Origin of the sequence: Methylobacterium sp. C25, assembly GCF_021352225.1 — a bacterium.
Lineage (GTDB): Bacteria > Pseudomonadota > Alphaproteobacteria > Rhizobiales > Beijerinckiaceae > Methylobacterium.
The window spans coordinates 52,407-78,133 of the sequence record NZ_JAAUVI010000003.1 but is presented as its reverse complement, the minus strand read 5'-3'; the positions used below and the strand labels follow the sequence as shown (position 1 = coordinate 78,133).

Here is a 25,727-nt window from a genome sequence, read left to right as displayed (position 1 = left end):
ATGCCGGAGACGACGCCGTTTCGCCGCGTGCTCGTGAAACTCTCCGGGGAGGCCCTCGCGGCCCCCGACGGGTATTGGCTGCATCCTCAGGGACTTGCCGCGCTGGCCGAGGATATCGGCCGGGTGGTCTCCGAGGGGATCGAGATTGCAGTTGTCGTCGGCGGCGGCAACCTGATCCGCGGCGCGCGCATCTCGCAGGCCGGCTGGATCGATCGGGCCACCGGCGACTCGCTCGGCATGATGGCCACTGTCATGAACTCGCTCGCCATCGAGACGGCGCTGAACGCCGCCGGCGTCCCGGCCCGCACCATGTCGGCCGTGTCGATGCCGACGATCTGCGAAACCTATGCCCGCCAGCCGGCTCTGCACCATCTCGACAAGGGCCAGGTCGTGGTTCTGGCTGGCGGCACTGGCAATCCGTTTTTCACCACCGACACTGCCGCCGTGCTGCGCGCAGCGGAACTGCGCTGCGACGCGGTGCTGAAGGCGACGCAGGTCGACGGCGTCTATTCGGCCGACCCGAAGACCAATCCCGACGCCACGCGCTACGATCGCATCACCCACGACGAGGCCATCGCCCGCGACCTCAAGGTCATGGACACGGCAGCCTTCGCACTCGCCCGCGAGAGCCGGCTCTCGATCGTGGTCGGTTCGGTGCACGCACCGTCCTCGGTCACCGCGATCCTGACGGGGGCCGCGCCCTCGACGCACGTGGTGCCCTGAGACCGGCCGAGGGGTGATTTTCAAGCGTTTCCGGGGCGCAATGGGCGGTTGCCCATTTGCGAGGCTGCCCAATTTCGTCCATGGAAGCCGCAATCGAGCCCGGCCCGTCGCCGGCCCGGGCCTCGCATCGAAAACCTGCCTCCCGGCGCGCTCCGCCGACGACCCATTCGAGGTCTCGTCGAGACGCGCCGTGAGCCGCGACGGGACGATTTTCAGACCATGGCCCAAATCCCCGACTTCGACCTCGCCGACATCAAGCGCCGCATGCAGGGCGCCGTGGCCTCGCTGAGCAAGGATCTCGGCTCGCTGCGCACGGGCCGCGCCACGCCGAGCCTGCTCGATCCGATCCAGGTCGATGCCTACGGCGCGATGATGCCGATGGCGCAGGTCGCCACGGTGAGCGTGCCCGAGCCGCGCCTGCTCTCGATCTCGGTTTGGGACCGCGCCATGATCACGGCCGTTGAGAAGGCCATCCGCGAATCCGATCTCGGGCTCAACCCGCAGACCGAAGGCCAGACCATCCGCCTGCGCATCCCCGAGATGAACGAGCAGCGCCGCAAGGAGATGGTCAAGGTCGCCCACAAATACGCGGAAGAATCCCGCGTCGCCGTGCGCCATGTGCGCCGCGACGGCCTCGACCACCTCAAGAAGCTCCTCAAGGAGAGCCTGATCTCCGAGGACGACGAGAAGCGCCAGGCTGGCGACGTCCAGAAGGCGACCGACCAGTACATCGCCGAGGTCGATGGGGTTCTGGCGTCCAAGGAAAAGGAGATCATGCAGGTTTGAGACCCGCATGATCGGATCCTCGGCGATCGGCCAAGCCTTAGCGCGGAGACGCGCCGGATGAGTGCTTCCGGACCGACGCAGAGTTTTGCGACACGCGAGTTCTTCGCGCGCTTCGCATCGGCCGTCGTGCTGGGCGCCATCGTGCTCGGTGCGCTGGTCCTCGGCGGCTGGCCGTTCGCGCTGATCTGGATCGTCGCGGGCGCCGTCGGCGCCAACGAATGGTTCACGATCAGCCGGACCTCGCCGCTGCTAATCCTGACTTTCGTGAACGCGCTGGCGATCGCCGCGACCTGCGCTGCCATCGTGCTCGGCGCGCCGGACTGGGCGGTTTTCGGAATCTGCGGGCTGGGCGCTGCCGCGCTGCTGGGAATCGCCCAGGGCGGATGGCCCGCGCGGCTCAACGCCATCACCGGCTATGTCGGGGGGGCGATCATCGCCCTCGTGCCGACGCTGCTGCGCGAGGATCCCGGCATCGGCATGGTGGGGCCGGCCTGGATGTTCGCCGTGGTCTGGTCCACGGACATCGTCGCTTACTTCACCGGCCGAACCATCGGCGGCCCAAAGCTGATGCCGCGCGTCAGTCCGAAGAAGACCTGGTCCGGGGCACTCGGCGGCCTTGTCGCGGGCACCCTCGCCGGACTCGCCGTCGTTCTCGTCGCGCGGAACTCTGGCTGGAGCGCATTCGCCGCGATGCCGCTCCTGGCCGTCGTTCTTGCGAGTGCGGCGGCATCCGTCATCAGCCAGGCCGGCGACCTCTACGAATCCTCGCTCAAGCGCCGCTACGGCGTGAAGGATTCGGGCCGGTCGATCCCTGGCCATGGCGGCGTGATGGACCGGCTCGACGGCTTTTTCGCCGTCTCGGTGCTGGTCGGGCTATATCTCGTCGTTCACGCTATCCTGGCCCGCACCGCCTTGCCGGCCTGAGAGGACATACCTTGCTCACCGTTTCCATCCTCGGCGCTACCGGCTCGATCGGCGCCTCCACCGTCGATCTGCTGGCGCAGCACAAGGATCGCTTCCGGGTCGGCTCCGTCGTCGGCGGCCGCGATGCGGTGGCGCTCGGCAAGCTCGCACGCGAGATGAACGCCTCCTTCGCGGCCGTCGCCGACGAGACCGCTGCACCGGCGCTAGCGGAGGCGTTGTCGGGCTCGGGTATCCCCAGCGGCGCTGGAGAAAGCGCAGTGCTCGAGGCGGTCGCGCGCGATGCCGACATCGTCGTTGCTGCGGTGAGCGGCGCGGCCGGCCTGAAGCCGACGCATGCGGCGCTGAGGCTCGGTCGCACGATCGCGCTCGCTAACAAGGAGAGCCTGGTCTGCGCGGGCGATGCCTTCATGCGCGATGCCAAACGCTACAACGCGCTGCTGCTTCCCGTCGATTCCGAGCACAACGCCCTGGCGCAGGCGCTCGGCGGCGGTCCGATCGCCGACGTGGCGAAGATGACGATCACGGCTTCCGGCGGACCGTTCCGCACCTGGACCCGTGAGCGCATCGCGGCAGCGAGCGCGGCAGAGGCGGCAAAGCATCCGACCTGGTCGATGGGGATGAAGATCAACATCGACTCGGCCTCGCTGATGAACAAGGGCCTCGAACTGATCGAGGCGCATCACCTCTTCGCCATCGGGCACGACCGCCTCGACGTCATCGTGCACCCGCAATCGATCGTGCACGGGCTGATCACTTGGCGCGATGGTGCGGTGACGGCTGGGCTCGCCATGCCGGACATGCGCGTGCCGATCGCGCACTGCCTCGGACTCGGCGATCGCCTGACGATCGATCGGGGCAGGGGGCTCGACCTCGCAGCCACGGGCAGCCTGACCTTCGAGCCGGCGGACGAAACGCGCTTTCCCTGCCTTCGGATCTCCCGCTCGGCCCTGGCCGACGGCGGTGCGGCGCCGACGGTCATGAACGCGGCCAACGAGATCGCCGTGGCAGCCTTCATCCGCGGCGCGATCTCCTTCTACGGCATTGCCGAGGTGGTGGAGCGGGCTTGCGAGCACTTCGCCCCCATTTACCGGGCGGCGCCGGCCGATATCGACGAGGCCCTGGCCATCGATGCGGAGGTGCGGACTTGGTCGGAGCAGACCTTGCCCGAGACCCGCGCGGCCGGCTGAGCCAAGCCGGGGACAACGGGGAAAGCGGGCAGCGTTCGCTAGGCTGGCTCGCGCCCCGGGCCTTAACCGTGCGACGATGCGCGGTTGCTGCTACGCTTGCATCCGAGCTCCGACCGGATCACGACGGTGGTGGCGAAGGGATGAGACGATGGACTTTCTGACGGCCATGACCGGCACGGCGACCGGGTTCTTCGGTACGCTGCTCACCTTCGTCCTGGTGCTCACCGTGGTGGTGTTCATCCACGAGATGGGCCACTTCCTCGTCGGACGCTGGTGCGGCGTCGGCGTGCACGCCTTCTCGATCGGCTTCGGGCCCGAGGTCATTGGCTTCAACGACCGCAACGGAACGCGCTGGAAACTCTGCGCCGTCCCGCTCGGCGGCTACGTGAAATTCGTCGGCGACGTGAACGGTGCCAGCGTGCCGGATGCAGAGGCCATCGCCCGGATGGACCCGCGCGAGCGCGCGGTCAGCCTGCCTGCCCAGCCCGTCGCCAAGCGAGCCGCCATCGTTGCGGCCGGCCCGATCGCCAACTTCATCCTCGCGATTTCGGTGTTCAGCGGCGCGATCTGGATGAGCGGGCGCTACGAGATTCCGCCGCGGGTCGTCGCGGTGATGCCGGACAGCGCCGCCGCGCGCGCCGGCTTCGAGGCCGGCGACGTCATCAAGTCGATCGACGGCAAGGCGGTCAATACCTTCAGCGGCATGCAGCGCATCGTCTCGGGAAGCGCCGATTCGAGCCTGGTCTTCACGGTGCAGCGCGCCGGTGCAGAGACGCGTCTGACGGCAACGCCCCAGACGTTCGAGGAGACGACGCCCTTCGGGAAGCATCGCCTGGGCCGCCTCGGCGTCCAGGGGCTGAAGGGCGATGAGGGCAAGCTCGTCCAGTACGGCCCGATCGACTCGCTCGTGCTCGGCTCACAGGAGACCTACTTCATCGTCGAGCGCACCTTCGACTTCCTGGGCAAGCTGATCGTCGGCCGGGAATCGGTGGATCAGCTCTCCGGGCCAATCGGGATCGCGCGGGTCTCCGGCGAGGTGGCCAGGGTCGGCGGTGTCAGCGGCATCATCAACTGGATCGCCTTCCTCTCGGTGTCGATCGGTCTGCTGAATCTCTTCCCGATCCCGCTGCTCGACGGTGGCCACCTGCTGTTCTTCGCCTGCGAGGCGATCCGCGGCCGCCCCTTGAGTGAGCGGGTGCAGGAGATCGGCTTCCGCATCGGCCTCGGCCTCGTCGCCCTGCTGATGATCTTCGCCACGAAGAACGACATCTTCAACGTCGTGGCCTCCTGGACCGCCCGCGGAACCTGAGGTTTCCGTCAGCCCTCGCCGTCGTTCCGAGGGTGGCGAGGCGCCGCTCGGAACGCTGGCTGTTGGCGAGCGGCACCGGGTTTCGTGACCTCGGCCCATAGCGGAGATCCGCTTTCGCGACCCGCGCCAGCCGGCCGGGTTGCCTGCCACGAAAAAGTCCGAAAATCGATGGTTCACGAACCCTGAAGACAATTCCGGGTCATTCCTGAAACATGAGATTTTTTCGTGGTTTACGACTCGTTCACCCTGTTGTGCGATCGTTCGAAACAGCCCCTCATCGTTAAGTTGCCCGAAGGCCACGACCCAGCAGAATCCCGACGGGTCGTCCCTCGTAGCCGTTGCTTCGCTTCGGAATCCCGATAGAAGCGTGGCTGGGACCAGAAGGCGTCATGCCGCAAAGGCGGACGTCTTACGGGTGCGAACCCGTGCTGATAATAAAGAGACGGGCGAATACATGATGTCGATGACGGGGAAACGCCGGCGCAAGTCGGCGGAACGGACCATCGTCCTGATCGCCACTGCCGCCGTCGGCGTCGTTGTGGGCAGCGCTGCTTATGCGCAGCAGATCGTCGTTGAGGGTAACCGCAGAGTGGAGTCGGGCACGATCCGCTCCTACGTGACTGGGACTGCGTCCGGATCGCCCGAGGAGGCGCGCCGCAACCTGCTCTCCACTGGCCTTTTCTCTGACGTGAAGGTGACGAACCGCGGCGGGACCACGGTCGTGACCGTGCGTGAGAACAACGTGATCGGCCGCGTCTTCTTCGAGGGCAACAAGAAGCTCGAGAAGGCGACCCTGCAGGGCATCGTCGAGTCGAAGGATCGCGGCGCGCTGAGCGACGCCGTCGTGAAGGCCGACGTCGAGCGCATCCGCGAGACCTATCGCCGGTCCGGCCGCGGTGGCGCCAAGGTCAGCTATCGTCTGGTCAACCTCGAGAACGGCCGTACCGACGTCGTCTTCCAGATCGACGAGGGCGACAAGACCGGCGTCCGCGAGATCCTGTTCGTCGGCAACAACGTCTACTCGGAACGGACCCTCAAGGGTCTGATGACCACCACCGAGATGAACTTCCTGTCGTTCATCAAGACCTCGGACGTCTACGATCCCGATCGCATCGCCTCCGATCTCGAGATCGTTCGCCGCTACTACCTGCGCAACGGCTACGCCGACTTCCGCGTCGTTAACGCCGATGCCCGCTACGTGGATGGTGGTCCCGACGGCGATGCCGGCTGGGTCATCACCGTCACCGTTGACGAGGGCGAGCAGTACACCGTCGGTGCGGTCTCCGTTGATACCCGCGTGCCGGGCGTCGATCAGGGCTCACTCGAGGGCGAGGTCCGCGCCCAAGTGGGTGACGTCTACAATGCCGAAGACGTCGAGAAGACGCTCACCGGCATCACCACCGAGGTCAACCGCCAGGGGCTTCCCTTCGCCCAAGTTCGCCCGACCGGTCAGCGCGACCGCAACACGCACCAGGTTGCTCTCGGCTTCGTGGTCGAGGATGGCCCGCGCGTCTACATCGAGCGCATCAACATCCGCGGCAACACCCGTACCCGCGACTACGTCATCCGCCGCGAGCTCGATCTCGGCGAGGGCGACGCCTACAACCGCGTGCTGGTCGATCGCGCCGAGCGCCGCCTGAATGGCCTCGGCTTCTTCAAGAAGGTGCGCTTCTCCAACGAGCCGGGCTCGGCGCCCGACCGCGTCGTCGTGAACATCGACGTTGAGGATCAACCCACCGGTTCGTTCTCGGTGTCGGGTGGCTACTCGACCCAGGACGGCATCATCGGTGAGGTCTCGGTCTCAGAGTCGAACTTCCTCGGCCGCGGCCAGTATGTCCGCATTGCCGGCACCGGCGGCCAGTACGCCAAGGGCGTCGACTTCTCGTTCACCGAGCCGTACTTCCTCGGCTACCGCCTCGCGGCCGGTTTCGACGCCTTCTACAAGTACTCCGACCTGACCCGGTACTCGCGCTACGAGACCACGGTCTATGGTGGCCAGCTCCGCATCGGCCTTCCGATCACGCAGGAACTCGGCGTTACTTTCCGCTACTCGCTGTACAACACCGAGCTGAAGGTCCCGAACACGCTCAAGCAGCCCTATAACGACTGCTCGAACCCGATCCCGGGCTACACCGCGCTCAACCCGCCCGGTACGATCGATCCCGTCAGCGGCCGCAACGTCAGTGGTCTGGCTGCGTACCCGACCTGTGCCTACGACGGCGAGGCCTCGATCGCCCTCAAGGCATCGCAGGGCAGCACGCTGACCTCGCTTGTCGGCGCGACGCTCGCCTACTCGACGCTCGATAACGTCGCCCGGCCGACCAACGGCTTCTACGGCGAGATCAAGCCCGATATCGCCGGCCTCGGCGGTGACTCGAAGTTCTTCCGCGTGACCGGTGATGCTCGCTACTACAAGGAGCTCTACGAGGACGTCGTCGGCTTCATCCGCATCCAGGGCGGTAACATCACCGCTCTGACCGACGAGAAGCTGCGGATCACCGACCAGTTCTTCCTCGGCCCATCGCTCGTCCGCGGTTTCGCCCCGAACGGCCTCGGCCCGCGTGACATCGGTAGCCCGGACACGCAGTCGAACGCCGTCGGCGGCACCACCTATGTCGGCGGTACGGTCGAAGTTCAGTTCCCGATCTGGGGTATCCCGAAGGATCTTGGCCTGAAGGGTGCCGTGTTCGCCGATGCCGGTACGCTGTTCGGCTACAACGGCAAGACGCAGTTCGACGTGAACGGCGACGGCGCCATCAACGGCATCGCTCCCGGTGGCTTCTGCGGCTACAACAACTTCGGCAACAACGCGATCAAGGTCGAGCCGGAGTGCTTGAACGTCCGCGACAAGCCGATCATCCGCTCGTCGATCGGTGCGTCGATCCTCTGGAACTCGCCGCTCGGACCGATCCGCTTCGACTACGCCTACGCCCTCAGCAGAGACGAAGGCCAGAAGGTCTACAACGCGGACGGCTCCTTCTACCGCGTCGGCAAGGACCAGCTGCAGGCCTTCCGCTTCTCGGGCGGCTCGCGCTTCTGATCGAAACGATACTTCGCCCGGTCTCGGGCGGTCCTCTCCAGAAGCCCGGAAGCGTTCGCCGCTTCCGGGCTTTGTCGTACGCGCCGTGTTGGCATCGGGGGCGATCCGTGGTCTTGGACCTTCCGGACCCAACAGCCCCTCGTGATCACCCGATGTCCGACTGCATTTTCTTCAAGCCCAGCGGCAGCTTGAGCCTCGCCAGCATCGCCGAGGCAGCCGGTGTGGCACTCCCCGAGGGGGCCGACCCGGACGCGGTCGTCACCGGTGTCGCTTCGTTGGAGAGCGCGGGGCCGGACGACCTCGCCTATATGGACAATGCGCGTTACGGCGACGCCCTGGAGTCCACGCGGGCGCGTGTCTGCCTCGTCTCCAAGCGCTTCGCTGCCCGGGTGCCCGAACGGACGATCGCGCTCGTGACCCGCGATCCCTACCGGGCCTACGCGGTTCTGCTCGGCCGGCTGTATCCCGATGCCCTGCGGCCGGGCTCCCTCTTCGCCGCCGCAGGTGTCTCGCCCGGCGCCCATGTCCATCCCGAGGCTCGCTTGGAGGATGGCGTGCGCGTCGATCCCGGCGCCGTGATCGGTCCCGGCGCGGAGATCGGCTCCGGCAGCGTCATCGGCCCCGGCGCGGTCGTCGGCCCCGGCGTCTGCATCGGCCGCGACTCTTCCATCGGGGCTGGCGCGACCCTGACGAATGCGCTCGTGGGCAATCGTGTCATCGTCCATCCTGGCGCACGGATCGGGCAGGACGGCTTCGGCTTCGCTATGGGGCCGGGCGGCCATCTCAAGGTCCCGCAGATCGGCCGGGTCATCGTCCAGGACGATGTCGAGATCGGCGCCAACACCACGATCGACCGCGGCGCCAGCCGCGACACTGTGATCGGGGAGGGGACCAAGATCGATAACCTCGTACAGATCGCCCACAACGTCGTCATCGGACGCCACTGCGTGATCGTGTCGGGCGTCGGCATCTCCGGATCGACCACGCTCGAGGATTACGTCGTGCTCGGAGGTCAGGTCGGCGTGGTCGGCCACCTGCGCATCGGCATGGGCTCACAGATCGCCGGCTCCTCGAACGTGAACCGCGACGTGCCGCCGGGCTCGCGCTGGGGCGGCACGCCTGCCAAGCCCGTTCGCGCCTGGTTCCGCGAACTCACGACGCTGGCCCGTCTAGCCGAGCGCGGCGCCGATAAGGGTAGCGATCCGGAGGCCTGACGGAACTCCGGTCAGACCGCATCGAACAGGGCACAGGCCTCGGAGCTGCGAGACCAGTGCTCGGTGCGATAGCAGGTCAGCCGCGCCCCCGGCATTGTCTGATAGAGCGCGAGGCTCTCGCGGACGAGCCCCGCGAGGTCGAGGACCGATGGGGCCGATTTCGGCGCCGCCCGACCCTTGAAGACGTAGGACCCTTTCACGCCGTAAGCCTCTGCCACCGCCGGATAGACCGGCCAGATCACCTCGCCGAGCAGGTCGTCGGAAAGGTAGGCCTCGACCGTAAGCGGCGCAGGTGCGAGCCCGGCCTCTGTCGCCAGCCGCTGCGCGATGTCGGCCATCACGAACAGCTTGGGATGGTTGATGCCGTGCATGAACGCCCCCCGGCGCGACCAGCGCATCAATTCGGGGCCGAGATCGAAGCCGATCGCCCGGCTCGTCCCAACCAAGTCTTCGGCCGCTAGATCCCATCCGTCGAGGAAGCCGAGCCGGGCGAGCACGTCGTCCCGGAACAGACGCAGGATGCGCTCCTCCGATAGGCCGCGCAGGTACCCGAACAGCGTGATCGCCGAGTGGTAGGTGTGGAGCGGCGATGGCACCAGGCCGCTCCCCCCGCCGGCCGACAGATCCCCGACATAGACCATGTCGGGATGGAAGGCGGCGAAGACGATCGGGGGAAACAGCCGCGCCCGCGGCAGCAGCCCCAACAACTCCGCCGAGCCACCATCAGGGAAATGTCCCGCCGCGATGGGTTGCGAGAAGACGTGATCGTAGCCGGACAAGCCCTCGGCGAAGGCGCGCATCGTGCGTGCGCGCCGGGCGAGCTGGCCGGTCGGCACCAGCGTGACGGCGGCCTCCGGCAGCAGCACTTCGAGCGAGCGGGCGACGCCTCGCGCCTGGCAGTTGCCGATCACGGCGATCCGCGGGCCGCCGCGATGCGAAACATCGCGGGCTGCCGGGCGCCACGGGAGCCGGGCCAGCACGCCACGCAGCGCCTGGCGCCCTGTCTGCAGGACCGACACGGTGACGACTACTCTCGCTTGATGATGCGGTCGACCACGAGATCCGACCAGAATCCCGGCCGGAACTCGCGCCTGAGTGCCTCGGGGTCGTAGCTCGTCTCGACCCAGTCGAGAAAGCTCTGGCCGCGCGCTTCTCCGTCACGCAGGTAGTGGGCGAAGAAGGCATCGAGGATGCCGGTTTTGGCGAAGCGGAAATGTCCGTAGCGGGCCGAAAGCTGCCGCGTCGCCTCTCGCACGGGCACGCCCTCATGCAGGATCAGGAAAAGCGCGGCACCGAGCCCGGCGCGATCTGCACCAGACTTGCAGTGCATCACGGCCGGATACTCGATCTCGGCGAAGAGTGCCTGGGCCTCGCGGATCGTTTCCTTGGCGGGCGGCTCTCGCGAGCGCAGGACGAGATCGACGAGCGTCAGGCCCTGCCGCTCGCAGGCCTCGCGCTGCAGCGGCCAGGAGCCATGCTCGCGCCCGCCACGCAGGGAGATCACGCTTTTCACGCCCTGCCGCTTGAACCAGGCGAGCTGATGCGGGGTCGGCTGAGCCGAACGCCAGACCAGGCCACTGCCGACCCGGTGCCGGTTGAGATAGGCGAGCCGCAGGACGCCGTGGTCGAGCAGCAGCATGTTCGCCCAGGCTCCGGCGCGCGCGAGCGGCCCCGCAATGGGCTGCTCGAACCGCGCGATGCGCGCCGTGCGCCGCGCGGAGCGCGCCTCGAAGGAGAGGTAGCGGTTGAACACGAGTGAATGGGTCGCGGGGCGTCTCGGCAGGGCGTGCCGAGACGCCGATCTATCAGGAGGCCCGGCGGCCGACAACGCGAGGGGCTGCCGCCTTGGTTTCGCCATTGCCCCGGCGCTCCATTTGCCCACATCATACGCCAACCTGCTTCGGAGGCCCGCGCATCCATGAGCACGAAGACGATCAGCATCCGCCGGGCCAAGCCGGACGATATCGGGATGCTGTCGGCGGTGTTTGAGGCCGCGTGGCGGGAGGCCTATCAGGGCGTCATCCCCGGCGTGGCGCTGCAGAAATTCATCAGCAAGCGCGGTCCGAGCGTCTGGCGCGGCATGATCGGCCGAGGGCGCGGCCTCGCCGTGATGGAATTCGGCGATACGGTCGTCGCCTACGCGTCCTATGGACGGGCGCGTGACCGTTCGCTGACCGTCGAGGGAGAAGTCGACGAACTCTACGTCGCGCCGGAATATCAGGGGCTGGGGCTCGGCTCGCGCCTGTTTCGCGCGGTGCGCAACGATCTCGCCGACCACGGGCTCGCCCGCGTCGGCGTCTGGGCGCTCGCGGACAATCATCGCGCCCGTGCCTTCTACGAAACCCTCGGCGGCCGGGCGGGGCCGGAGGCGATAGAGCGGGTCTCGGGCTCGTGCTTGCCGAAAGTCGCTTACATTTTCGGCTGAAACCTCGGTCGTCGGCCTCGGCTATGGCCGAACGGCCGATTTCCTTGGCGCGCGGAGCGGTTTAGAAGCCTGCGGCAGGAGAGCAGAGTATCTCTCCTAGAGCAGGCTGCGAAAAGGTGGCGACGGTTTTTCGCAGCCTGCTCTAACTCTTTGAATCGATCATGTTCCCTGCGTTTGATGGCGTCCATCAATACGCATCATGATCTAAGGTCCGCAGGAACCGCTCTGATGATCATCGACAACATCTCGATCGGCAAGAACCCGCCTCACGACGTCAACGTCATCATCGAGGTGCCGATCGGCGGTGAGCCGATCAAATACGAGATGGACAAGAAGTCCGGCGCTCTCGTCGTCGATCGCTTCCTCTATACCTCGATGGTCTATCCGGGGAATTACGGCTTCATCCCACACACGCTCTCGGGCGATGGCGATCCGTGCGACGTGCTCGTCGCCAACACGCGCGCGATAGCTCCGGGCGCCATCATGAGCGTGCGTCCGGTCGGCGTGCTGGTGATGGAGGACAATGCCGGCGAGGACGAGAAGATCATCGCCGTGCCCTCGCGCCACCTCACGGCGCGCTACGAGCGCATCCAGAACTACACCGACCTGCCCGACATCACGATCCACCAGATCCAGCACTTCTTCGAGCACTACAAGGATCTGGAGCCCGGCAAGTGGGTGAAGGTCGTCCGCTGGGGCGACAAGGAAGAGGCACACCGCCTCATCCTCGAAGGCATCGAGCGCGAGAAGGCCAGCAAGGCCTGATCTGAGCCACGCCTAGATGTCGCAAGTCGCGCCGGAGATCAGGGAACCGCCCTGCGGTTCCGGCGCGAAGCCCTCGGGACCGCGATATTGAGCGAGATCGATCGGCTCCCGATCAGCGTTGCCCGGCGTGAGCGCCATCACGCCATGCGTCTCGACGAAGGCAACGCCGAGTTCCTGCGGACTGCGCCAGACGACGTTCGTCGTAAAACTTTCGCTGGTCTTCTGGATGACGAGCCTGAACTCGTTGGGAATACCGAAGACACTGTCGACGAATAGTCTCGCCCCGTCCGGTGACCGGTCGACAACCCGACAGGCGATCGGATTTCCTTTTTTTGTAATGATGTGCCCAACGCTGTCTACGCGGACGCGCGGCCGTCTTCTGCGCTCAATCACGAATGTTCTCCCAGTTGATGGAGACTATACGCGTAAGCACCGTAGGTTGTCGGTTTCCGAGCAGTTAAGCGGACTTGACAGCCACAGCTAAGCTATGCCGCCTGTGGCAAACACTCTTCCAGAGGGAGGCCTCGACATCGCGGGCGATCTTCGTCCTCAGGCGTCGGACCCAATGAGCCTCGCGATGTCCTGCCGCGAGGATCTCAGCCATCACCCGGCCGGGCCGAGCCCGATCGCCCCTAATCCTCTCCGACGCCGAACAGCTTCTCAAAGAAGTTGCGGTCGTCCCCGCCACGGCGGCGCTGCTGCGGCGGCGGCGGACGGGTCGAGGCGGTCTGCTGCGGTTCGCCCGTGATCGCGCCGATGATGTCGCCGATCGGGTTCGGGGCCGCCTGCGCCACGGCCGCCTCGGGCCGCGCGTGCCAGCGGTTCATGTTGGGCAGCGGCACCGGCTTCTCGCCCTTGAGAGCGGTGGTCATGTAGGTCTTCCAGATCTCCAGCGGCAGGCTGCCGCCGGTGGCCTTCTTGGTCGACTCGCCGTCATCGTTGCCGAGCCAGACGCCGGTGACGAGGGAGCCCGAGAAGCCGATCATCCAGGCGTCACGGTAATCCTGGCTGGTGCCGGTCTTGCCGGCGAGATCCCAGCCGGGGATGTCGCCCTTCCGCGCGGTACCGCTGACAAAGGTCTCGTGCATCATCGCGTTCATCATGCCGTCTGCATCCGCCGACATGACCTTGCCGAGCCCGCCGGCACCGCGCTTGTAGAGCACCTTGCCGTCCGCGCTCTTGATGCTCGCGATGACGTAGGGGATCACGCCCGTGCCACCATTGGCGAAGGCACAGTAGGCACCGACCATCTCCATCGGGGTCACCTCGGAGGTGCCCAGCGCGATCGAGCCGTTGGCCTGCAGCGATGACGAGATGCCAAGCCGCTGCGCGGTCTGCACCACGGTCTTGGGACCGACCTCCTGGCCGAGTCGCACCGCGACAGTGTTGAGCGACTGCGCCAGAGCGTCCCGCAGTGTCACTGGGCCATGGTAGGCGTGCGTGTAGTTCTCGGGTGACCAGTTGCCGATCTTGATCGGCGCGTCGTCGCGCACCGTGTCCGGCGTCAGGCCACGCTCGACGGCGGAGAGGTAGACGAAGGGCTTGAACGATGAGCCGGGCTGGCGCTTGGCGGTCGTCGCGCGGTTGAACTGGCTCTGAGCGTAATCGCGGCCGCCGATCAGTGCGCGGACCGCGCCGTCCGGCTTCATCGAGACCAGCGCGCCCTGGCCGACATTGTAGCGCACGCCCTTGGCGTTCAACTCGTCGACGAGGGCCTTTTCCGCTGCAGCCTGGAGGCTGGAATCGACGGTGGTCGAGACCACGATGTCCGCGTCGAACTTCGGCAGGAAGTCGTCGAGCACGTCCATGACGAGGTCGGCGACGTAGTTGGCCGAGCCGCCGCCTCGGCTCGAATAGGTCCGCGCGGGTTGGGCCAGCGCGACCTTGACGTCCGGCTCCTTGGCGAAGCCGAGTTCCTGCATGGCCGCAAGCACCTGGGCTGCGCGTGTCTGGGCCGCCTTCAGATTGCGGTTCGGAGCGAGGCGCGAGGGCGCCTGAACCAGGCCGCCGAGCATGGCCGCCTCGGCGAGGCTGACGTTCTTGGCGGGCTTGCCGAAATAGCGCTGCGCGGCCGCCTCGACGCCATAGGCGCCGGCGCCGAAATAGACGCGGTTCAGGTAGAGTTCGAGGATCTCGTCCTTCGAGTATTTGTGCTCCAGCCACAGAGCCAGGATCGCCTCCTGGATCTTTCGCGATGCGGAGCGTTCCGGCGTCAGGAACAGGTTCTTGGCGAGCTGCTGCGTCAGGGTCGAGCCGCCCTGCGAGACGCCGCGGCGGGTCAGGTTCTGCACGACCGCGCGGGCGATGCCGACGGGATCGACGCCGAAATGGTCGTAGAAGCGCCGGTCCTCGATCGCCACGAAGGCGCGCGGCAGGTAGGGCGGCAGTTCCTTGATTGAAACCGTGCGGCCGCCGGTCTCGCCGCGATTGGCCAGCAGCGAGCCGTCGCTGGCGAGAATGGCGATGTTGGGGGGGCGCTTCGGAACGCTGAGCTGATCGATCGGCGGCAGTTGCGAGGCGTGGTAGGCCACGAGGCCAGCGACGCCGATCACCGCCCACAGGCCGAGCACGACGCAGGTGTAGACGAGCTTGCCCAGAATGGAGCCGCGACGACGCGAGCGACTGCGTCCGCCACCGCCGCCCTTGCCGCGTCCGCCGCCGCCCTTGGCCGGTTGCCGGCCGCCGCGTTCCGTCGAACCCGATCCGCGCTTCGCCACGCTGCCCCCTGCGCGATCGGCTGCCGACATGCGGAGGTCGGAACCGCGATCCGCGCCGCGGCCTTCTGGCGCGTCGAAGTTCGGCTCCTGCCTCGTCGTCCGCCCGCGTCCGTTTGCCATGTGCCCGATCTGACCCGTTCCGCCCGGAGCCGCATGAGAGCGAGCCCGGCCGGTGCCGGTTCCGCACGGTAATTGCGGCGGGTTTAGGGAGCGTTAACCTACCTTTTTCGATTATGGAGCAGGGACATAGACTTAGGCGTGACCTTGCGCACGCACGTGGCTCGATGCTGCCCGCTCTGTTGGGCTCGGCGGTGTGACGGTTCGATGACGGAGCCGGCTCGCGCGCTGTTGCGGCCGCGCTACAGCCGGTAGGACCTGCCGACGCTAGAGGCGGCTTCAGTTCTTACCTGAGACGAAGAACCGCCTTGGAGCGCGCATCTCAAACGAGATGTGCGCTCTTTTCTCATCCGTGCATGGTCGGCAAAGTAATCAGAAGTCGAGTGCCGGCCGCGCGAAGGTTGTCGTGACTTGCGATCGTTGCAGCAAGCCCGCCGTTGGCGGAGCAGGCGCCGGGCCTAGCCGAAACTTTTCACCCGCGTCCCCACGTATCACCGTTTCGGGTCCACGCAGAGCAAGCGAGGGAGCCCGGCTTCAGAGCCCGCCCGGATGCGTCTAATCCCGGAGCGGGCTTTGTCGTGGCTGTGCTGGCGCTGAACCAACCCGTTTGGCCCCCGGTTCACCAGGATGGGCACACGGCTTGCAACACGCCTTTCGGAGGAAGCGCCGCACGCCGCCAGGGAGTGACCCTCGCATGATCGGCCTCTATTTCGTCACCTGTCTCGCCGCAAACCCGGCGCACTGCGTCACCCGCACGTATTTTTTCGATGAAGCGGTGCAGACGCCGATTCAGTGCCTGAGGCTCGCCCAGCCGGCGATGGCGGGGTGGCAGAACGATCACGAGCACGAGCGTTGGCGGATCGAGCGGTTCGCCTGCGGACACCCGCCGCGCGATCCCGGCTCAAACATTTGACAGGCCCGCACGACGCCGGCGCGAGAGGCTCGCCTCTCTAGGCGACGTGATCGAGCGGAGGCTGGCGCAGGTATCCCGGGGAGATCACGCGCTGCAACTCGAGTTCGGTGAGACGGGCGTCGATGCTGACTTTGATCAGATCGGCGACGGCGAGGCGAAGTGCACGATAGGGATCGCTATCCGCATCCCGAAGATAGACGGCAACGAACTGATCGATCTCGCTGGCCGGCACTGTTGCGGCGTCCTGCATGCCCGTCCCCTGAAGTCGGGCATGGGGTAGGGTGCCAATCGGGCCGGCCGGAGACGGGATCTTGGAGTTTGTGAGACGTGGCCGTTGAGGCCCCCATCGCGGGCCTCACCTCGCCTCCGTCATCGTGCTGTCGCGAGAATCACGGCCCTTGCGATCCAGGCCATTGCCGGCCCAGCCGTCCAAGGCGGCTCTCATTGCTTTCAGCCCGCCCGGTTCGCCGTGGCGGGCTTTTTCGTTCGACTCCGGGATCAGGCCCGGTCGGCGCGCGTGTTCGCGAGAAAGTCGTTCATTCGCGCAAGGGCCTTGCGGATGTTCTCGGCGGAGTTTGCGTAGGACAGCCGGATGTAGCCTTCCGCGCAGACCCCGAAATCCGGGCCTCCAATCACCGCGACACCCGCCTCTTCGAGCAGCGCGGAAGCAAGCTTCTTGGCTTTCCAGCCGGTCTTGGAGACGTTGGGAAACGCGTAGAAGGCCCCCTTCGGCGAGATGCAGGAGACGTTCGGCAGCGCGTTGAGGCCGTCGACGACGATCTTGCGGCGTCGGTCGAACTCCGCGACCATCTCGGCTACGCAATCCTGCGGCCCGTTCAGGGCGGCGATCCCGGCCCACTGGGTCGAGGCGTTGACGCAGGAATGCGCGTTCACCGCGAGCTTGCGCGCGGCTTCGTAGAGCTTCTTCGGCCAGACCGACCAGCCGAGCCGCCAGCCGGTCATCGCGTAGGTCTTCGAGGCGCCGTCGAGATAGATCAGCCGATCTCGGATCTCGTCGTATTTCAGCAGCGAGTGGTGCTGCTCCCCGTCATAGGTCATCGTCCCGTAGATCTCGTCGGACATCACGCAGACGTCCGGATGCCCCGCGAGGCCTGCGACCAGTGTGTCGATTTCGGCTTTCGGTGTGACGCCGCCGGTCGGGTTGGCCGGCGAGTTGACGATGAGCAGCCGGGTCTTCGGCGTGATCAGCGCCAGTGTCTCCTCAGCGGAGAATGCGAAGCCGTTCTCCTCGCGGATCGGCACCGGCACCGGCGTCGCGCCAGTGAACTCGATCATCGAGCGGTAGATCGGGAATCCCGGGTCCGGATACAGGATCTCGACCCCGGGCTCGCCGAACATCAGGATCGCCATGAACATGGTGACCTTGCCGCCCGGCACGATCATCACGGAATCAGGCAGGACCGTTACCTGATGACGCCGCCAGATGTCCTCGGCGACCGCCTCTCGCAGAGGAGGGATTCCCACGGCCGGTGTGTAGCCGTGATGCCCGTCGCGAAGCGCCTTGATGCCGGCTTCGACGATATGGGCCGGCGTCGGCATGTCGGGCTGGCCAATGCCGAGATTGATGATGTCTCGGCCTTCCGAGGCGAGCGCATTCGCCCGCGCCAGGACGGCGAAGGCGTTCTCTTCGCCAATACGGTCGAAAGCGGGGACGACGTGGAGCATAAGGTCCTCGTTCGGTTGAGCCCCCGCTCATCGCGCGGAGCCGAGGCGGCCACGGGCCACTCTCGGACAACGCGCGAGCAAGAAATCAGCCGTTCGAGCGTTCGGCGAGCTTGCTGGCCGCGAAGGAGATCGCGCCGCCGATGACGACGAGGATCACCGAAGTCTTCACCGCCGCGTAGAACAGGTCCGGAGAGACGCCGGTATCGGTGTAGAGCACGAGACCGATCGCGGTGAGCGGCAGGAGGAAGAGAATACCGAGCGGAACCAGCGGGTTCATGGACAATCACTCACGTTGAGCGGGGTCGGGTCCCCGCATCCGGAAAACAGGTGCTCATAGCACCGCTTTCCCGGCAATGGGACACCTTTGCGCGACGATCGTGGGTTCCACGGCGGAATTTACGGGTTGTGGCGTTCGCAGCCGGATTTGGCCCGAACCGTCATCGCGGGGCAGCACAGGCGAGACTGGGGGGCACCAAGGCCTCGACCATATGTCGCGTGCGGCATCTCGGGTGGAACTAGGGCTCTGCTCCAAGGCCCCGCCATGACGGTGCCGGGGCTTGGGGCGCCGTCGAGAACGCTGCGTTTCCGCCGCGAGCGCCGAAGAGCGATTTCACGGGAACGGCTTAGCATCCCCCACAGAGTTGTGAATTCGCCGCACAAGCGTGCATTCTGCATTCAATTTGTGCGTCGCATGTGTATTTCTTCGCCTCATTCACGCAACATTCGGGTTCGATGGCGGACAAGCGCGTGACGGGGCCACCCAGGTGGTCACGGCGTTCGCGGTACCCTCCGGAGACACCCGGCCCGCCTTCATGTCCTCATCGCCGATGCCTTCATCGACACCGTCCTCTGCTTCGGTCCAGGCCGAGGAACAGGTCGCGGCGCTTCCAGACCCGCGGTCGCATTGGCGACTGATCGGGCGTGCCCTGCCGCGCGCCGTCGGCCTGTGCCTGACGGTCATGGCTGCGATCGCGATTCATCGCACGATCGGCCGGGTTTCGATCGATTCGGTGACGAAGGCCTACGACCAGATTCCCGATGCGTCGCTGATGCTGGCGCTGGTGCTGACGGCAGTGAGCTTCGCCGCCATCGCGATCTACGACCTCATCGCCGTCGAGGCTGTGGCGCCGGGGCGCATTCCCCGGATCGCGGCCCTTGCGACGGGTGCCGGCGGCTACGCCGTCTCGAACGCCCTCGGTTTTCCACTTCTGACGCAGGGCGCCTATCGCGTGCGCGCCTACGGATCGCGGGCCTCGGGGCTCGCCGATGTTGGGCGCGTGCTCGGGGCTTCGTGGTTCGCGCTGCTGATCTCGCTCGTCACGATGGCGGCGCTCGCGTTGATCTGCGGTCCCGAGCATTTCGCCGGCTTCGGCGACACCACGTCCCAGCTCGCCGCCTTGCTCGGTTTGGCGGTCCTGAGCCTCGTCGCCGGATCGCTGATCTGGCTCGGCCCGACCTCCCGGACCTTACGCGTGCGGGGCTTCGAGCTGCGCCTTCCGACCTCCCGCGCGGCGCTGCTTCAGATCTGCGCCGGTATCGTCGACATCACAGCGGCCGCCGGCACACTCTACGTGCTGCTGCCGCCAGACGTGGCGCCCGGCTTCCCGGCTTTCCTGCTCGCCTATATCGCCGCCACCGTCGTCGGTATCGCGAGCCACGCGCCGGGCGGTCTCTGCGCCTTCGAGGCGACCCTGCTGGCGAGCCTCGGCCTCGCGGACCGACCTGACCTGTTCGCGGCGCTGCTCGGCTATCGCATCATCTACATGCTGCTGCCGTTCTGCCTCGCGCTGACCGGCCTCGCCGGCCTCGAGTTGTATCGTCGTCGTGAGCCGATCCAGGCCTCCCTGCGCTTCCTCGAGCCGACGGTGCCGGCCGTTTGGTCCGCCATCGCCTTCGCCGGCGGCGTGATGCTGCTGGCCTCCGGCGCGACACGCGACCTCGCCTCGCGCATGGCCGTCCTGTCGGACGTGGTGCCGGTGCCCTTCATGGAGGCTTCGCACTTCGCCTCCTGCCTCGTCGGCATCGCGCTGCTGGTGCTGGCGCGCGGGTTGTACCGGCGCCTGGCGAGAGCCTGGAATGCAGCGCTGATGCTGCTGGTGCTCGGCGCCGGCTTCGCGCTCGGCAAGGGGCTCGACTGGGAAGAGGCGACCCTTCTCGGTGTCCTCGCTGCCTTGCTCGCCCTGTTCCGTGGCTCGTTCTATCGCTGCCCCAAGGCCAATCCCTTCGCTGTGAGCCGGATTTGGCTGAAGCGGGCCGGATTGCGCTCGACGCTGGCGGCGGGCGGGTTGCTGACCGCGGCTTCCGCCGGACTCGGCTTCCTCGGCTGGACCCATGTCGCCGTTGCCGACGCCCTGTGGTGGCAGATCTCCTGGGACGGAAGTGGTTCGGGTGCCGCCCGCGCCTCCTTCGCCTTCATGGTGGCGCTGGCTGCCGTCGGCTTCGACGGCGCCGTCAATCATCGCGGCCGCCGCCGCGAACCCGAGCCGGCTGTGCCCTCAGCGATCGCCGATCTCGTTGCGGCCGCGCCGAACGCCTCGGCCGCGATGGCCCTGCTCGGCGACAAGGAATTCCTGACCTCGCCCGACGGCGAGGGCTTCGTGATGTATGCCCGCGCCGGCCGCAGCCTTGTCGCTCTTGGCGATCCCGTCGGTCCGGCCCGGCTCCAAGCGGACCTCGCCTGGTCGTTCCGTGAACTCGCCGACCGGGCCGCCGCACGGCCGGTCTTCTACGGCGTCGGACCCGAAAACCTTGCCCTGTTCCTCGACATGGGGCTCACAGCGCTGAAGCTCGGCGAGGTCGCTCGCGTCCCGCTCGCGGATTTCTCGCTGAAGGGGCCGGCTCGCCACGATCTCCGCTACGGCCAGCGCCGCGCCGAGAAGGAGGGCCTGACCTTCGAGATCTTGCCGCGCGAGCGCGTCCGTGCCGCCATGCCGGACCTGCGCGACGTCTCCGATGCCTGGCTCGAACTCAAGCAGGGCGGCGAGAAGCGCTTTTCGATGGGCGCCTTCGATCCCGCTTATCTCTCACGCTTCGACATCGCGGTGATGCGCAAGGAAGGCCGCATCGTCGCCTTCGCCAACCTGCTGCGCGGCGCCGATCGCAACGAGATCGCCATCGACCTGATCCGCTATGCGCCGGATGCCTCGAAGGTGATCATGGATGCGCTCTTCGCCAACCTGCTGCTGGCAGCGAAGGACGAGGGCTACCGCTGGTTCAACCTCGGCGCTGCCCCGCTCTCAGGCCTCGTCGACAAGCGCCTCGCCTCGCGTTGGAACCGCTTTGGCGCCTTCCTCTACCGGCGCGGTGCCGACCTCTACAGCTTCGACGGCCTGCGCAGCTTCAAGCAGAAGTTCGACCCGGTCTGGACGCCCTACTACCTGGTCTGCCCCGGTGGACTGCAGACGCCCAAGACGCTGCTCGATGTCGCGACGCTGGTGAACGGCTCGCCCTTCGGCTTGATCCGGCGATGACCCGCCGCCTCCGCCTCGCCATCGGCGGGGCGGTTCTTCTGGCGGCCACTCTCGGGCTGGTCTGGACTTTCGCTGGTCTGACCGGCGGGACCGCAATCGTTCCCGAGCGCATTTCCTCCTCGCATCTCGAGAACGTTGAGGTGCTGGCCCCTGCCGGAGCACCGGTCGGGCTGGCGGCGGTCGTCTCCGGAGCCGGAGGGACCGGAGAGCCGGAGCGCGCCATGGGTGCGGCCCTGCGCGGGCGCGGCTTCATCGTACTCCAGCTCGACCTCGAGACATGGCGCGCGTCGCTCAACCGCGACACGACGCCCTGCATCCGACCGATCGTCGACGTTGAGCTGCTGGCCAAGGAGGCACAGCGCTCGCTCAAGGGCGGAAATTACCTCCGGCCGGTTCTCGTCGGGCTCGGTGAGGGGGGCGCGCTCACTGAGGCGATCCTGGGGCGGACCTTCGCCGCTACCCTCGGCGGAGGCGTCGCGCTCGATCCCGCCGAATCCTTCGCGACTGCGCGCCCGATCTGCGACGACAAGGCCCCCGTGGCGGCCCCGGTCCCGGTGTCCGGCGGCTATGCCTACCCGCTGCCGGTGAAGACGCAGGCTCAGCTTACCGTCGTGAGCGCGGCCCCCATGGCAGCCGCTCCCGACGCGGCCGCGGGCGCTGGTCCGTTCGCGGTCGAACGGCATGCCGAGACCGATCCTGCCCGTCGCGTCTCGGCCGTCGTTGATGCCGCCGCGGCGATCGCTGCGCAGGATGCAGGTATCGGCGGCCTGCCGCTTGTCGATCTGCCTGCGACGGGGAAGGCCAGGGCCGTGGCGGTGTTCTTCTCCGGCGATGGCGGCTGGCGCGACATCGATAAGACCATCGGCGAACACCTGACCCGCGATGGCATCCACGTGGTCGGGCTCGACGCGCTCCGCTATTTCTGGACCGACCGTGAGCCCAAGACAGTGGCGGCGGATTTCGCGGCGATGCTGCGCGGCGCCGATCCCGACGGGACGCTACCGGTGATCGTGCTGGGCTACTCCTTCGGCGCCGATCTGTTTCCGTTCTCCTGGAGCTACCTGCCTGCATCGATCCGTGATCGCACCCGGCTGATCGCGTTGCTGGCACCGGGACGCAGTACGAGCTTCAGCGTTTCGGTGAAAGGCTGGCTCGGCTATGGCGGCGCGCATGCGGTTCTGCCGCAGCTCGCGGCGCTTCCTGCCGAACGGGTGCTCTGCGTCTACGGTTCGAAGGAAGACGACACGACGCCGTGCCTCGACCCGAGCCTCGCGGGCACGCGCCGCCTCCTCATCGACGGCGGCCACCATTTCGACGGTGACTATCCGGCGCTTGCCCGACGGATCATCGGGGAAGCGCGGCTGCCTCGGTGAAGGCTGGCCCGCTCTCGGCCCGATGGGTCAAGATGATTGCTCGGTCTTTACTTGCACGCAGCGGCTTTTGGCCCAGCCCCGTCGCGGGCGCAGTGCGAGGGCCCGATGCCTCGCCGCCAGTTGATGCCAAGGATGGCCACTATGCCGCTGAAGCAGAAATCTGGAAAAGTTCTAAAAGAGGGGGCGACAAAAGAGGTCTCTCACCAGGCCGATCAGTCCTCAAGTTGAATTCGTTAAGCTAAAGCCTCGCTCTCCACAGGTTACCCCCGCTCTGAAACCAGTGGGGAATAGAGCGTTTCAGCTTCTCTACTCAAAAGCTGTCGCATGTGTCTTTTGGGGTTCATCTACCACTCTTGGTTGAGCGCCGCGAAGTGCAGGCGCCGGAGCAGGGAAAAACCAGAGTTGTAGTCTTCGAAAATCTGCCGTGGCCGGGCAGCAACACGCCGGAAACAGAGTGCTTGGCTGCCTTGCGAGAAGCGTGGCTATTCCATATCCCAGAGCCAGAAAGCCAAAAGGCTTCAGTATCTTATTATCATTCCAAACAACAGCGGCCGCAACGGGGAGTGCGGCTGATCGAGGGCGGCTGTGCCGCTCCTGGGGGTCTCATGTCATCTGTCGCGTCTGTGCCGTCTTCTAGACTAGTCTCTATTCGATCAGCGGCTCTCGCTGGTTTGTCGCTGGTTGCTTTTACGCTGAGCAGCACCGCCGTTTGGGCGCAGGCTTCTGCCCAGCTCAACGAGATCTCGGTGGAAGGTCAGGCTGGCCCGAAGTCGATCGGTGCGAGCTCGCTGCCCGGCGGTGGCCTGCCGGCGAGCACCATCGTGCGCCCTGGCCAGGTGGTGACCGAAGATCCGAAGGGCCCGATCGACGGTTTCGTCGCGACCCGCAGCTCGACCGCGACCAAGACCAACACCTCGCTGCTCGAGACCCCGCAATCCGTCAGCGTCATCGGCCAGGAGCAGCTTCGCGCGACGGGCGCCCAGACCCTGACACAGGCGACCCAGTATACGCCGGGCGTCTATTCGGGCGTGTATGGCAACGACGCGCGCCTCGACTGGTTCTTGCTTCGCGGCTTCGTGGCGCATGACTACGGCCTCTACAAGGACGGTCTGCAGCTGCTGAACTACGGCTTCAACTACTTCCGCACCGATCCCTTCGGCCTGGAGCGCGTCGACGTTCTGCGCGGCCCGTCCTCGTTGCTGTTCGGCTCCGGTACCCCCGGCGGCATGATCAACACGATCACCAAGCGGCCCACCAGCACGCCGTTCGGCTACGTCGAAGCCGGCGCGGATTCGTTCGGAAACGCCTATGGCGCGTTCGATTTCGGCGGCCCGGCCGATAATTCCGGTCACTGGTTCTATCGCCTGACCGGCATCGGCCGCGGTGGCGGAACCCAGGTCGACGGTGTCGATGCAGACCGCATCTATATCGCGCCTGCGCTGACCTATCGGCCCGATGGCGCAACCTCTTTCACGCTGCTGACGAGCTACCAGAAGGATTGGTCGGGGGTCACCTCGAACTTCCTGCCCTACAGCGGCACGGCCGTGCCGAATGCGAGCGGGCTGTTCATCCCACGCTCGCTCAACGTGGGCGACACCAAGCTCAACACCTTCCGTCGCGAGCAGGCCTTCATCGGCTACGAATTCGAGACCGCGATCGACAACACCTGGACGGTCCGTCAGAACGCCCGCTACTCGTACAGCCAGGCTTTCCAAAACTCCTTCGTCGGACAGCTCGGTTATCTCGCCGGTACGAACGAGACCCAGCTGGCTCGCTACCAGTTTCGCGACAATTCGACCGTCAATCTGTTCCAGGTCGACAATCAGGCCCAGGCCGATTTCTCTGACGGATTGTTCCGTCATTCGGTTTTGTTCGGCGTCGACTACAAGAACTACCACCTGAACGACAATCAGGGTTCCGGCTTCTCGGGCGCCGGCGTTCCCGGGATCAGCATCATCAATCCCGTCTACGGTGTGACCCCGCTGCCGGTCTCGTCGTATCTGATCGATCGGGACAACTTCCAGCAGGTCGGCCTGTACGCGCAGGACCAGATCAAGGTCACCGACAACTTCTCGATCATCGGCGGTCTGCGGCAGGACTTCGCCTCGACCAGCGTGACCAAGCTGTCGTTCGGCAACGACACCAACCGCGACGACCAGGCTCTGACCTACCGCATCGCGGGCGTGTACAATTTCGACTTCGGCCTCGCGCCGTACGTCTCGTACGCGACGTCGTTCCAGCCGCAGATCGGTTCCGACGCTCTGACCGGTGCCGCCTTCAAGCCGGATAACGGCGAGCAGGTGGAAGTGGGCTTCCGTCTGGCACCGATCGGCCAGAAGTGGATGCTGTCCTTCGCCGCCTTTGATCTCACGCGGAGCAACCCGCTGATCCCCGTTGTGCCGGGCATCACCAGCTTCACTCAGAACGGCGCGGTGAACTCTCAGGGTGTCGAGGCTCAGTTCGTCGCCAATCTCTTCGACGGCCTGAACGTGACCGCCTCGGTTACGGCCTACGACCTCAAGTACACCTCGGGTGCTCAGGCCTCGCTGATCGGCCGCACGCCGACGGGCGTGCCGGAAGTCTTCGCCAACTTCTTTGCCGATTACACCATTCCGGATGGACCGATGCGCGGCTTCGGCTTCGGCGGCGGCGTGCGCTACGTCGGCACCTCCTACGCGCTCGACAACGCGGTCCAGGGCAAGCTGGTCGTGCCCGACTACCTGCTCTACGACGCCACCGTTCACTACGACTTCGGCAATGGCGTCCGCGCCTCGATCACGGGGGCGAATCTCGGCGACAAGCGCTTCGTCTCGGCCTGCCAGGATCCGAACAACTGCTACTACGGCGAAGCGCGCCGCATCCTGGGTACCATCAGCTACAAGTGGTGAACCCATCGGCTGGCCCTGTGCTCCATGGCGCAGGGTTCGGCAGGGCCGGCGGGGTTTGATGATCGTCCCGATCGTCTGATCGCGTCGGCAGACGGACCGTATTCGAAGGCTCGCCGGCAGATTTGCCGGCGAGCCTTTTTTGTTTTTGACCAAGCGCGATGGCGGCCGCATTCAGGTCGTGATCACTGCC

At 66.3% G+C, this 25,727-nt stretch carries 20 protein-coding genes; 13 read left to right on the top strand and 7 right to left on the bottom strand.

Going from position 1 to position 25,727, the window contains the following annotated elements; all coding sequences use genetic code 11:
- The 7 genes from pyrH (at position 1) to lpxD (ending at position 9,183) form a co-directional block, all read left to right on the top strand.
- The gene (gene pyrH / locus HCU64_RS10215; protein ID WP_233383753.1) at positions 1–723 is read left to right on the top strand and encodes a UMP kinase; all 723 of its coding nucleotides are present in this window, start codon (positions 1–3) and stop codon (positions 721–723) included.
- Positions 724–942: 219 nt separating this feature from the next.
- Positions 943–1,509: a ribosome recycling factor gene (gene frr, locus HCU64_RS10210; RefSeq protein ID WP_233383752.1), complete on the top strand. Its 567-nt coding sequence runs from the start codon at positions 943–945 to the stop codon at positions 1,507–1,509.
- 57 nt (positions 1,510–1,566) lie between these two features.
- Positions 1,567–2,433 carry a phosphatidate cytidylyltransferase gene (locus tag HCU64_RS10205; RefSeq protein ID WP_233383751.1) on the top strand — a complete coding sequence of 289 codons (867 nt, stop codon included), beginning with the start codon at positions 1,567–1,569 and terminating at the stop codon, positions 2,431–2,433.
- Positions 2,434–2,444: 11 nt separating this feature from the next.
- Positions 2,445–3,620 carry a 1-deoxy-D-xylulose-5-phosphate reductoisomerase gene (dxr, locus tag HCU64_RS10200; protein WP_233383750.1) on the top strand — a complete coding sequence of 392 codons (1,176 nt, stop codon included), beginning with the start codon at positions 2,445–2,447 and terminating at the stop codon, positions 3,618–3,620.
- 148 nt (positions 3,621–3,768) lie between these two features.
- On the top strand, positions 3,769–4,929 hold the full coding sequence (rseP, locus tag HCU64_RS10195; protein ID WP_233383748.1) for an RIP metalloprotease RseP: 1,161 nt from the start codon (positions 3,769–3,771) through the stop codon (positions 4,927–4,929).
- A gap of 454 nt (positions 4,930–5,383) precedes the next feature.
- On the top strand, positions 5,384–7,969 hold the full coding sequence (bamA, locus tag HCU64_RS10190) for an outer membrane protein assembly factor BamA (protein ID WP_233383747.1): 2,586 nt from the start codon (positions 5,384–5,386) through the stop codon (positions 7,967–7,969).
- A 152-nt stretch (positions 7,970–8,121) separates the two neighbouring features.
- Positions 8,122–9,183, top strand: a complete 1,062-nt coding sequence (lpxD, locus tag HCU64_RS10185) for a UDP-3-O-(3-hydroxymyristoyl)glucosamine N-acyltransferase (protein WP_233383746.1) — start codon at positions 8,122–8,124, stop codon at positions 9,181–9,183.
- A gap of 11 nt (positions 9,184–9,194) precedes the next feature.
- Here lpxD and HCU64_RS10180 read toward each other — a convergent pair whose 3' ends face one another.
- Both HCU64_RS10180 and HCU64_RS10175 read right to left on the bottom strand, forming a co-directional pair.
- Entirely contained in the window at positions 9,195–10,202 is a 1,008-nt protein-coding gene (locus HCU64_RS10180) for a WcbI family polysaccharide biosynthesis putative acetyltransferase (protein ID WP_233383745.1), read from the bottom strand.
- Positions 10,203–10,210: 8 nt separating this feature from the next.
- Positions 10,211–10,936, bottom strand: a complete 726-nt coding sequence (locus HCU64_RS10175) for a fused DSP-PTPase phosphatase/NAD kinase-like protein (RefSeq protein ID WP_233383744.1) — start codon at positions 10,934–10,936, stop codon at positions 10,211–10,213.
- A gap of 165 nt (positions 10,937–11,101) precedes the next feature.
- Between HCU64_RS10175 and HCU64_RS10170 the strand changes: the two genes are divergently transcribed.
- The gene (locus tag HCU64_RS10170) at positions 11,102–11,608 is read left to right on the top strand and encodes a GNAT family N-acetyltransferase (RefSeq protein WP_233383743.1); all 507 of its coding nucleotides are present in this window, start codon (positions 11,102–11,104) and stop codon (positions 11,606–11,608) included.
- Positions 11,609–11,836: 228 nt separating this feature from the next.
- On the top strand, positions 11,837–12,373 hold the full coding sequence (ppa, locus tag HCU64_RS10165) for an inorganic diphosphatase (RefSeq protein WP_233383742.1): 537 nt from the start codon (positions 11,837–11,839) through the stop codon (positions 12,371–12,373).
- Positions 12,374–12,385: 12 nt separating this feature from the next.
- On the opposite strand, the gene HCU64_RS10160 is transcribed toward ppa, so the two are convergent.
- Together HCU64_RS10160 and HCU64_RS10155 are read right to left on the bottom strand one after the other, a co-directional pair.
- Positions 12,386–12,766, bottom strand: a complete 381-nt coding sequence (locus tag HCU64_RS10160; RefSeq protein ID WP_233383741.1) for a PilZ domain-containing protein — start codon at positions 12,764–12,766, stop codon at positions 12,386–12,388.
- Positions 12,767–13,005: 239 nt separating this feature from the next.
- On the bottom strand, positions 13,006–15,210 hold the full coding sequence (locus tag HCU64_RS10155) for a transglycosylase domain-containing protein (protein ID WP_233383740.1): 2,205 nt from the start codon (positions 15,208–15,210) through the stop codon (positions 13,006–13,008).
- A 691-nt stretch (positions 15,211–15,901) separates the two neighbouring features.
- Between HCU64_RS10155 and HCU64_RS10150 the strand changes: the two genes are divergently transcribed.
- Positions 15,902–16,120: a hypothetical protein gene (locus HCU64_RS10150; protein WP_233383739.1), complete on the top strand. Its 219-nt coding sequence runs from the start codon at positions 15,902–15,904 to the stop codon at positions 16,118–16,120.
- A gap of 37 nt (positions 16,121–16,157) precedes the next feature.
- On the opposite strand, the gene HCU64_RS10145 is transcribed toward HCU64_RS10150, so the two are convergent.
- From HCU64_RS10145 to HCU64_RS10135, 3 genes are all read right to left on the bottom strand, one after another.
- A complete protein-coding gene (locus HCU64_RS10145) occupies positions 16,158–16,370 on the bottom strand; it encodes a hypothetical protein (RefSeq protein ID WP_233383738.1) in 213 nt (70 codons plus the stop codon).
- A gap of 248 nt (positions 16,371–16,618) precedes the next feature.
- A complete protein-coding gene (locus HCU64_RS10140) occupies positions 16,619–17,806 on the bottom strand; it encodes a pyridoxal phosphate-dependent aminotransferase (RefSeq protein ID WP_233383737.1) in 1,188 nt (395 codons plus the stop codon).
- 85 nt (positions 17,807–17,891) lie between these two features.
- The gene (locus HCU64_RS10135; protein WP_233383736.1) at positions 17,892–18,083 is read right to left on the bottom strand and encodes a hypothetical protein; all 192 of its coding nucleotides are present in this window, start codon (positions 18,081–18,083) and stop codon (positions 17,892–17,894) included.
- Between the two features lie 535 nt (positions 18,084–18,618).
- On the opposite strand from HCU64_RS10135, the gene mprF reads away from it, so the two are divergent.
- The 3 genes from mprF (at position 18,619) to HCU64_RS10120 (ending at position 25,537) form a co-directional block, all read left to right on the top strand.
- Positions 18,619–21,276: a bifunctional lysylphosphatidylglycerol flippase/synthetase MprF gene (gene mprF, locus HCU64_RS10130; protein ID WP_233383735.1), complete on the top strand. Its 2,658-nt coding sequence runs from the start codon at positions 18,619–18,621 to the stop codon at positions 21,274–21,276.
- Entirely contained in the window at positions 21,273–22,649 is a 1,377-nt protein-coding gene (locus HCU64_RS10125) for an AcvB/VirJ family lysyl-phosphatidylglycerol hydrolase (RefSeq protein ID WP_233383734.1), read from the top strand. Before mprF ends, HCU64_RS10125 begins: the two co-directional genes overlap by 4 nt.
- A gap of 746 nt (positions 22,650–23,395) precedes the next feature.
- Entirely contained in the window at positions 23,396–25,537 is a 2,142-nt protein-coding gene (locus HCU64_RS10120) for a TonB-dependent siderophore receptor (protein ID WP_233383733.1), read from the top strand.
- Positions 25,538–25,727: the final 190 nt, after the last annotated feature.

Excerpts from the sequence above, each read along its gene's own strand:
- mprF (WP_233383735.1), top strand. The coding sequence starts at position 18,619 with ATGTCCTCATCGCCGATGCCTTCATCGACACCGTCCTCTGCTTCGGTC.
- HCU64_RS10145 (WP_233383738.1), bottom strand. The coding sequence starts at position 16,370 with ATGCAGGACGCCGCAACAGTGCCGGCCAGCGAGATCGATCAGTTCGTT.
- bamA (WP_233383747.1), top strand. The coding sequence starts at position 5,384 with ATGATGTCGATGACGGGGAAACGCCGGCGCAAGTCGGCGGAACGGACC.
- pyrH (WP_233383753.1), top strand. The coding sequence starts at position 1 with ATGCCGGAGACGACGCCGTTTCGCCGCGTGCTCGTGAAACTCTCCGGG.
- HCU64_RS10205 (WP_233383751.1), top strand. The coding sequence starts at position 1,567 with ATGAGTGCTTCCGGACCGACGCAGAGTTTTGCGACACGCGAGTTCTTC.
- frr (WP_233383752.1), top strand. The coding sequence starts at position 943 with ATGGCCCAAATCCCCGACTTCGACCTCGCCGACATCAAGCGCCGCATG.
- HCU64_RS10140 (WP_233383737.1), bottom strand. The coding sequence starts at position 17,806 with ATGCTCCACGTCGTCCCCGCTTTCGACCGTATTGGCGAAGAGAACGCC.
- HCU64_RS10150 (WP_233383739.1), top strand. The coding sequence starts at position 15,902 with ATGATCGGCCTCTATTTCGTCACCTGTCTCGCCGCAAACCCGGCGCAC.
- HCU64_RS10125 (WP_233383734.1), top strand. The coding sequence starts at position 21,273 with ATGACCCGCCGCCTCCGCCTCGCCATCGGCGGGGCGGTTCTTCTGGCG.
- ppa (WP_233383742.1), top strand. The coding sequence starts at position 11,837 with ATGATCATCGACAACATCTCGATCGGCAAGAACCCGCCTCACGACGTC.
- HCU64_RS10155 (WP_233383740.1), bottom strand. The coding sequence starts at position 15,210 with ATGGCAAACGGACGCGGGCGGACGACGAGGCAGGAGCCGAACTTCGAC.
- rseP (WP_233383748.1), top strand. The coding sequence starts at position 3,769 with ATGGACTTTCTGACGGCCATGACCGGCACGGCGACCGGGTTCTTCGGT.
- lpxD (WP_233383746.1), top strand. The coding sequence starts at position 8,122 with ATGTCCGACTGCATTTTCTTCAAGCCCAGCGGCAGCTTGAGCCTCGCC.
- HCU64_RS10135 (WP_233383736.1), bottom strand. The coding sequence starts at position 18,083 with ATGAACCCGCTGGTTCCGCTCGGTATTCTCTTCCTCCTGCCGCTCACC.
- HCU64_RS10170 (WP_233383743.1), top strand. The coding sequence starts at position 11,102 with ATGAGCACGAAGACGATCAGCATCCGCCGGGCCAAGCCGGACGATATC.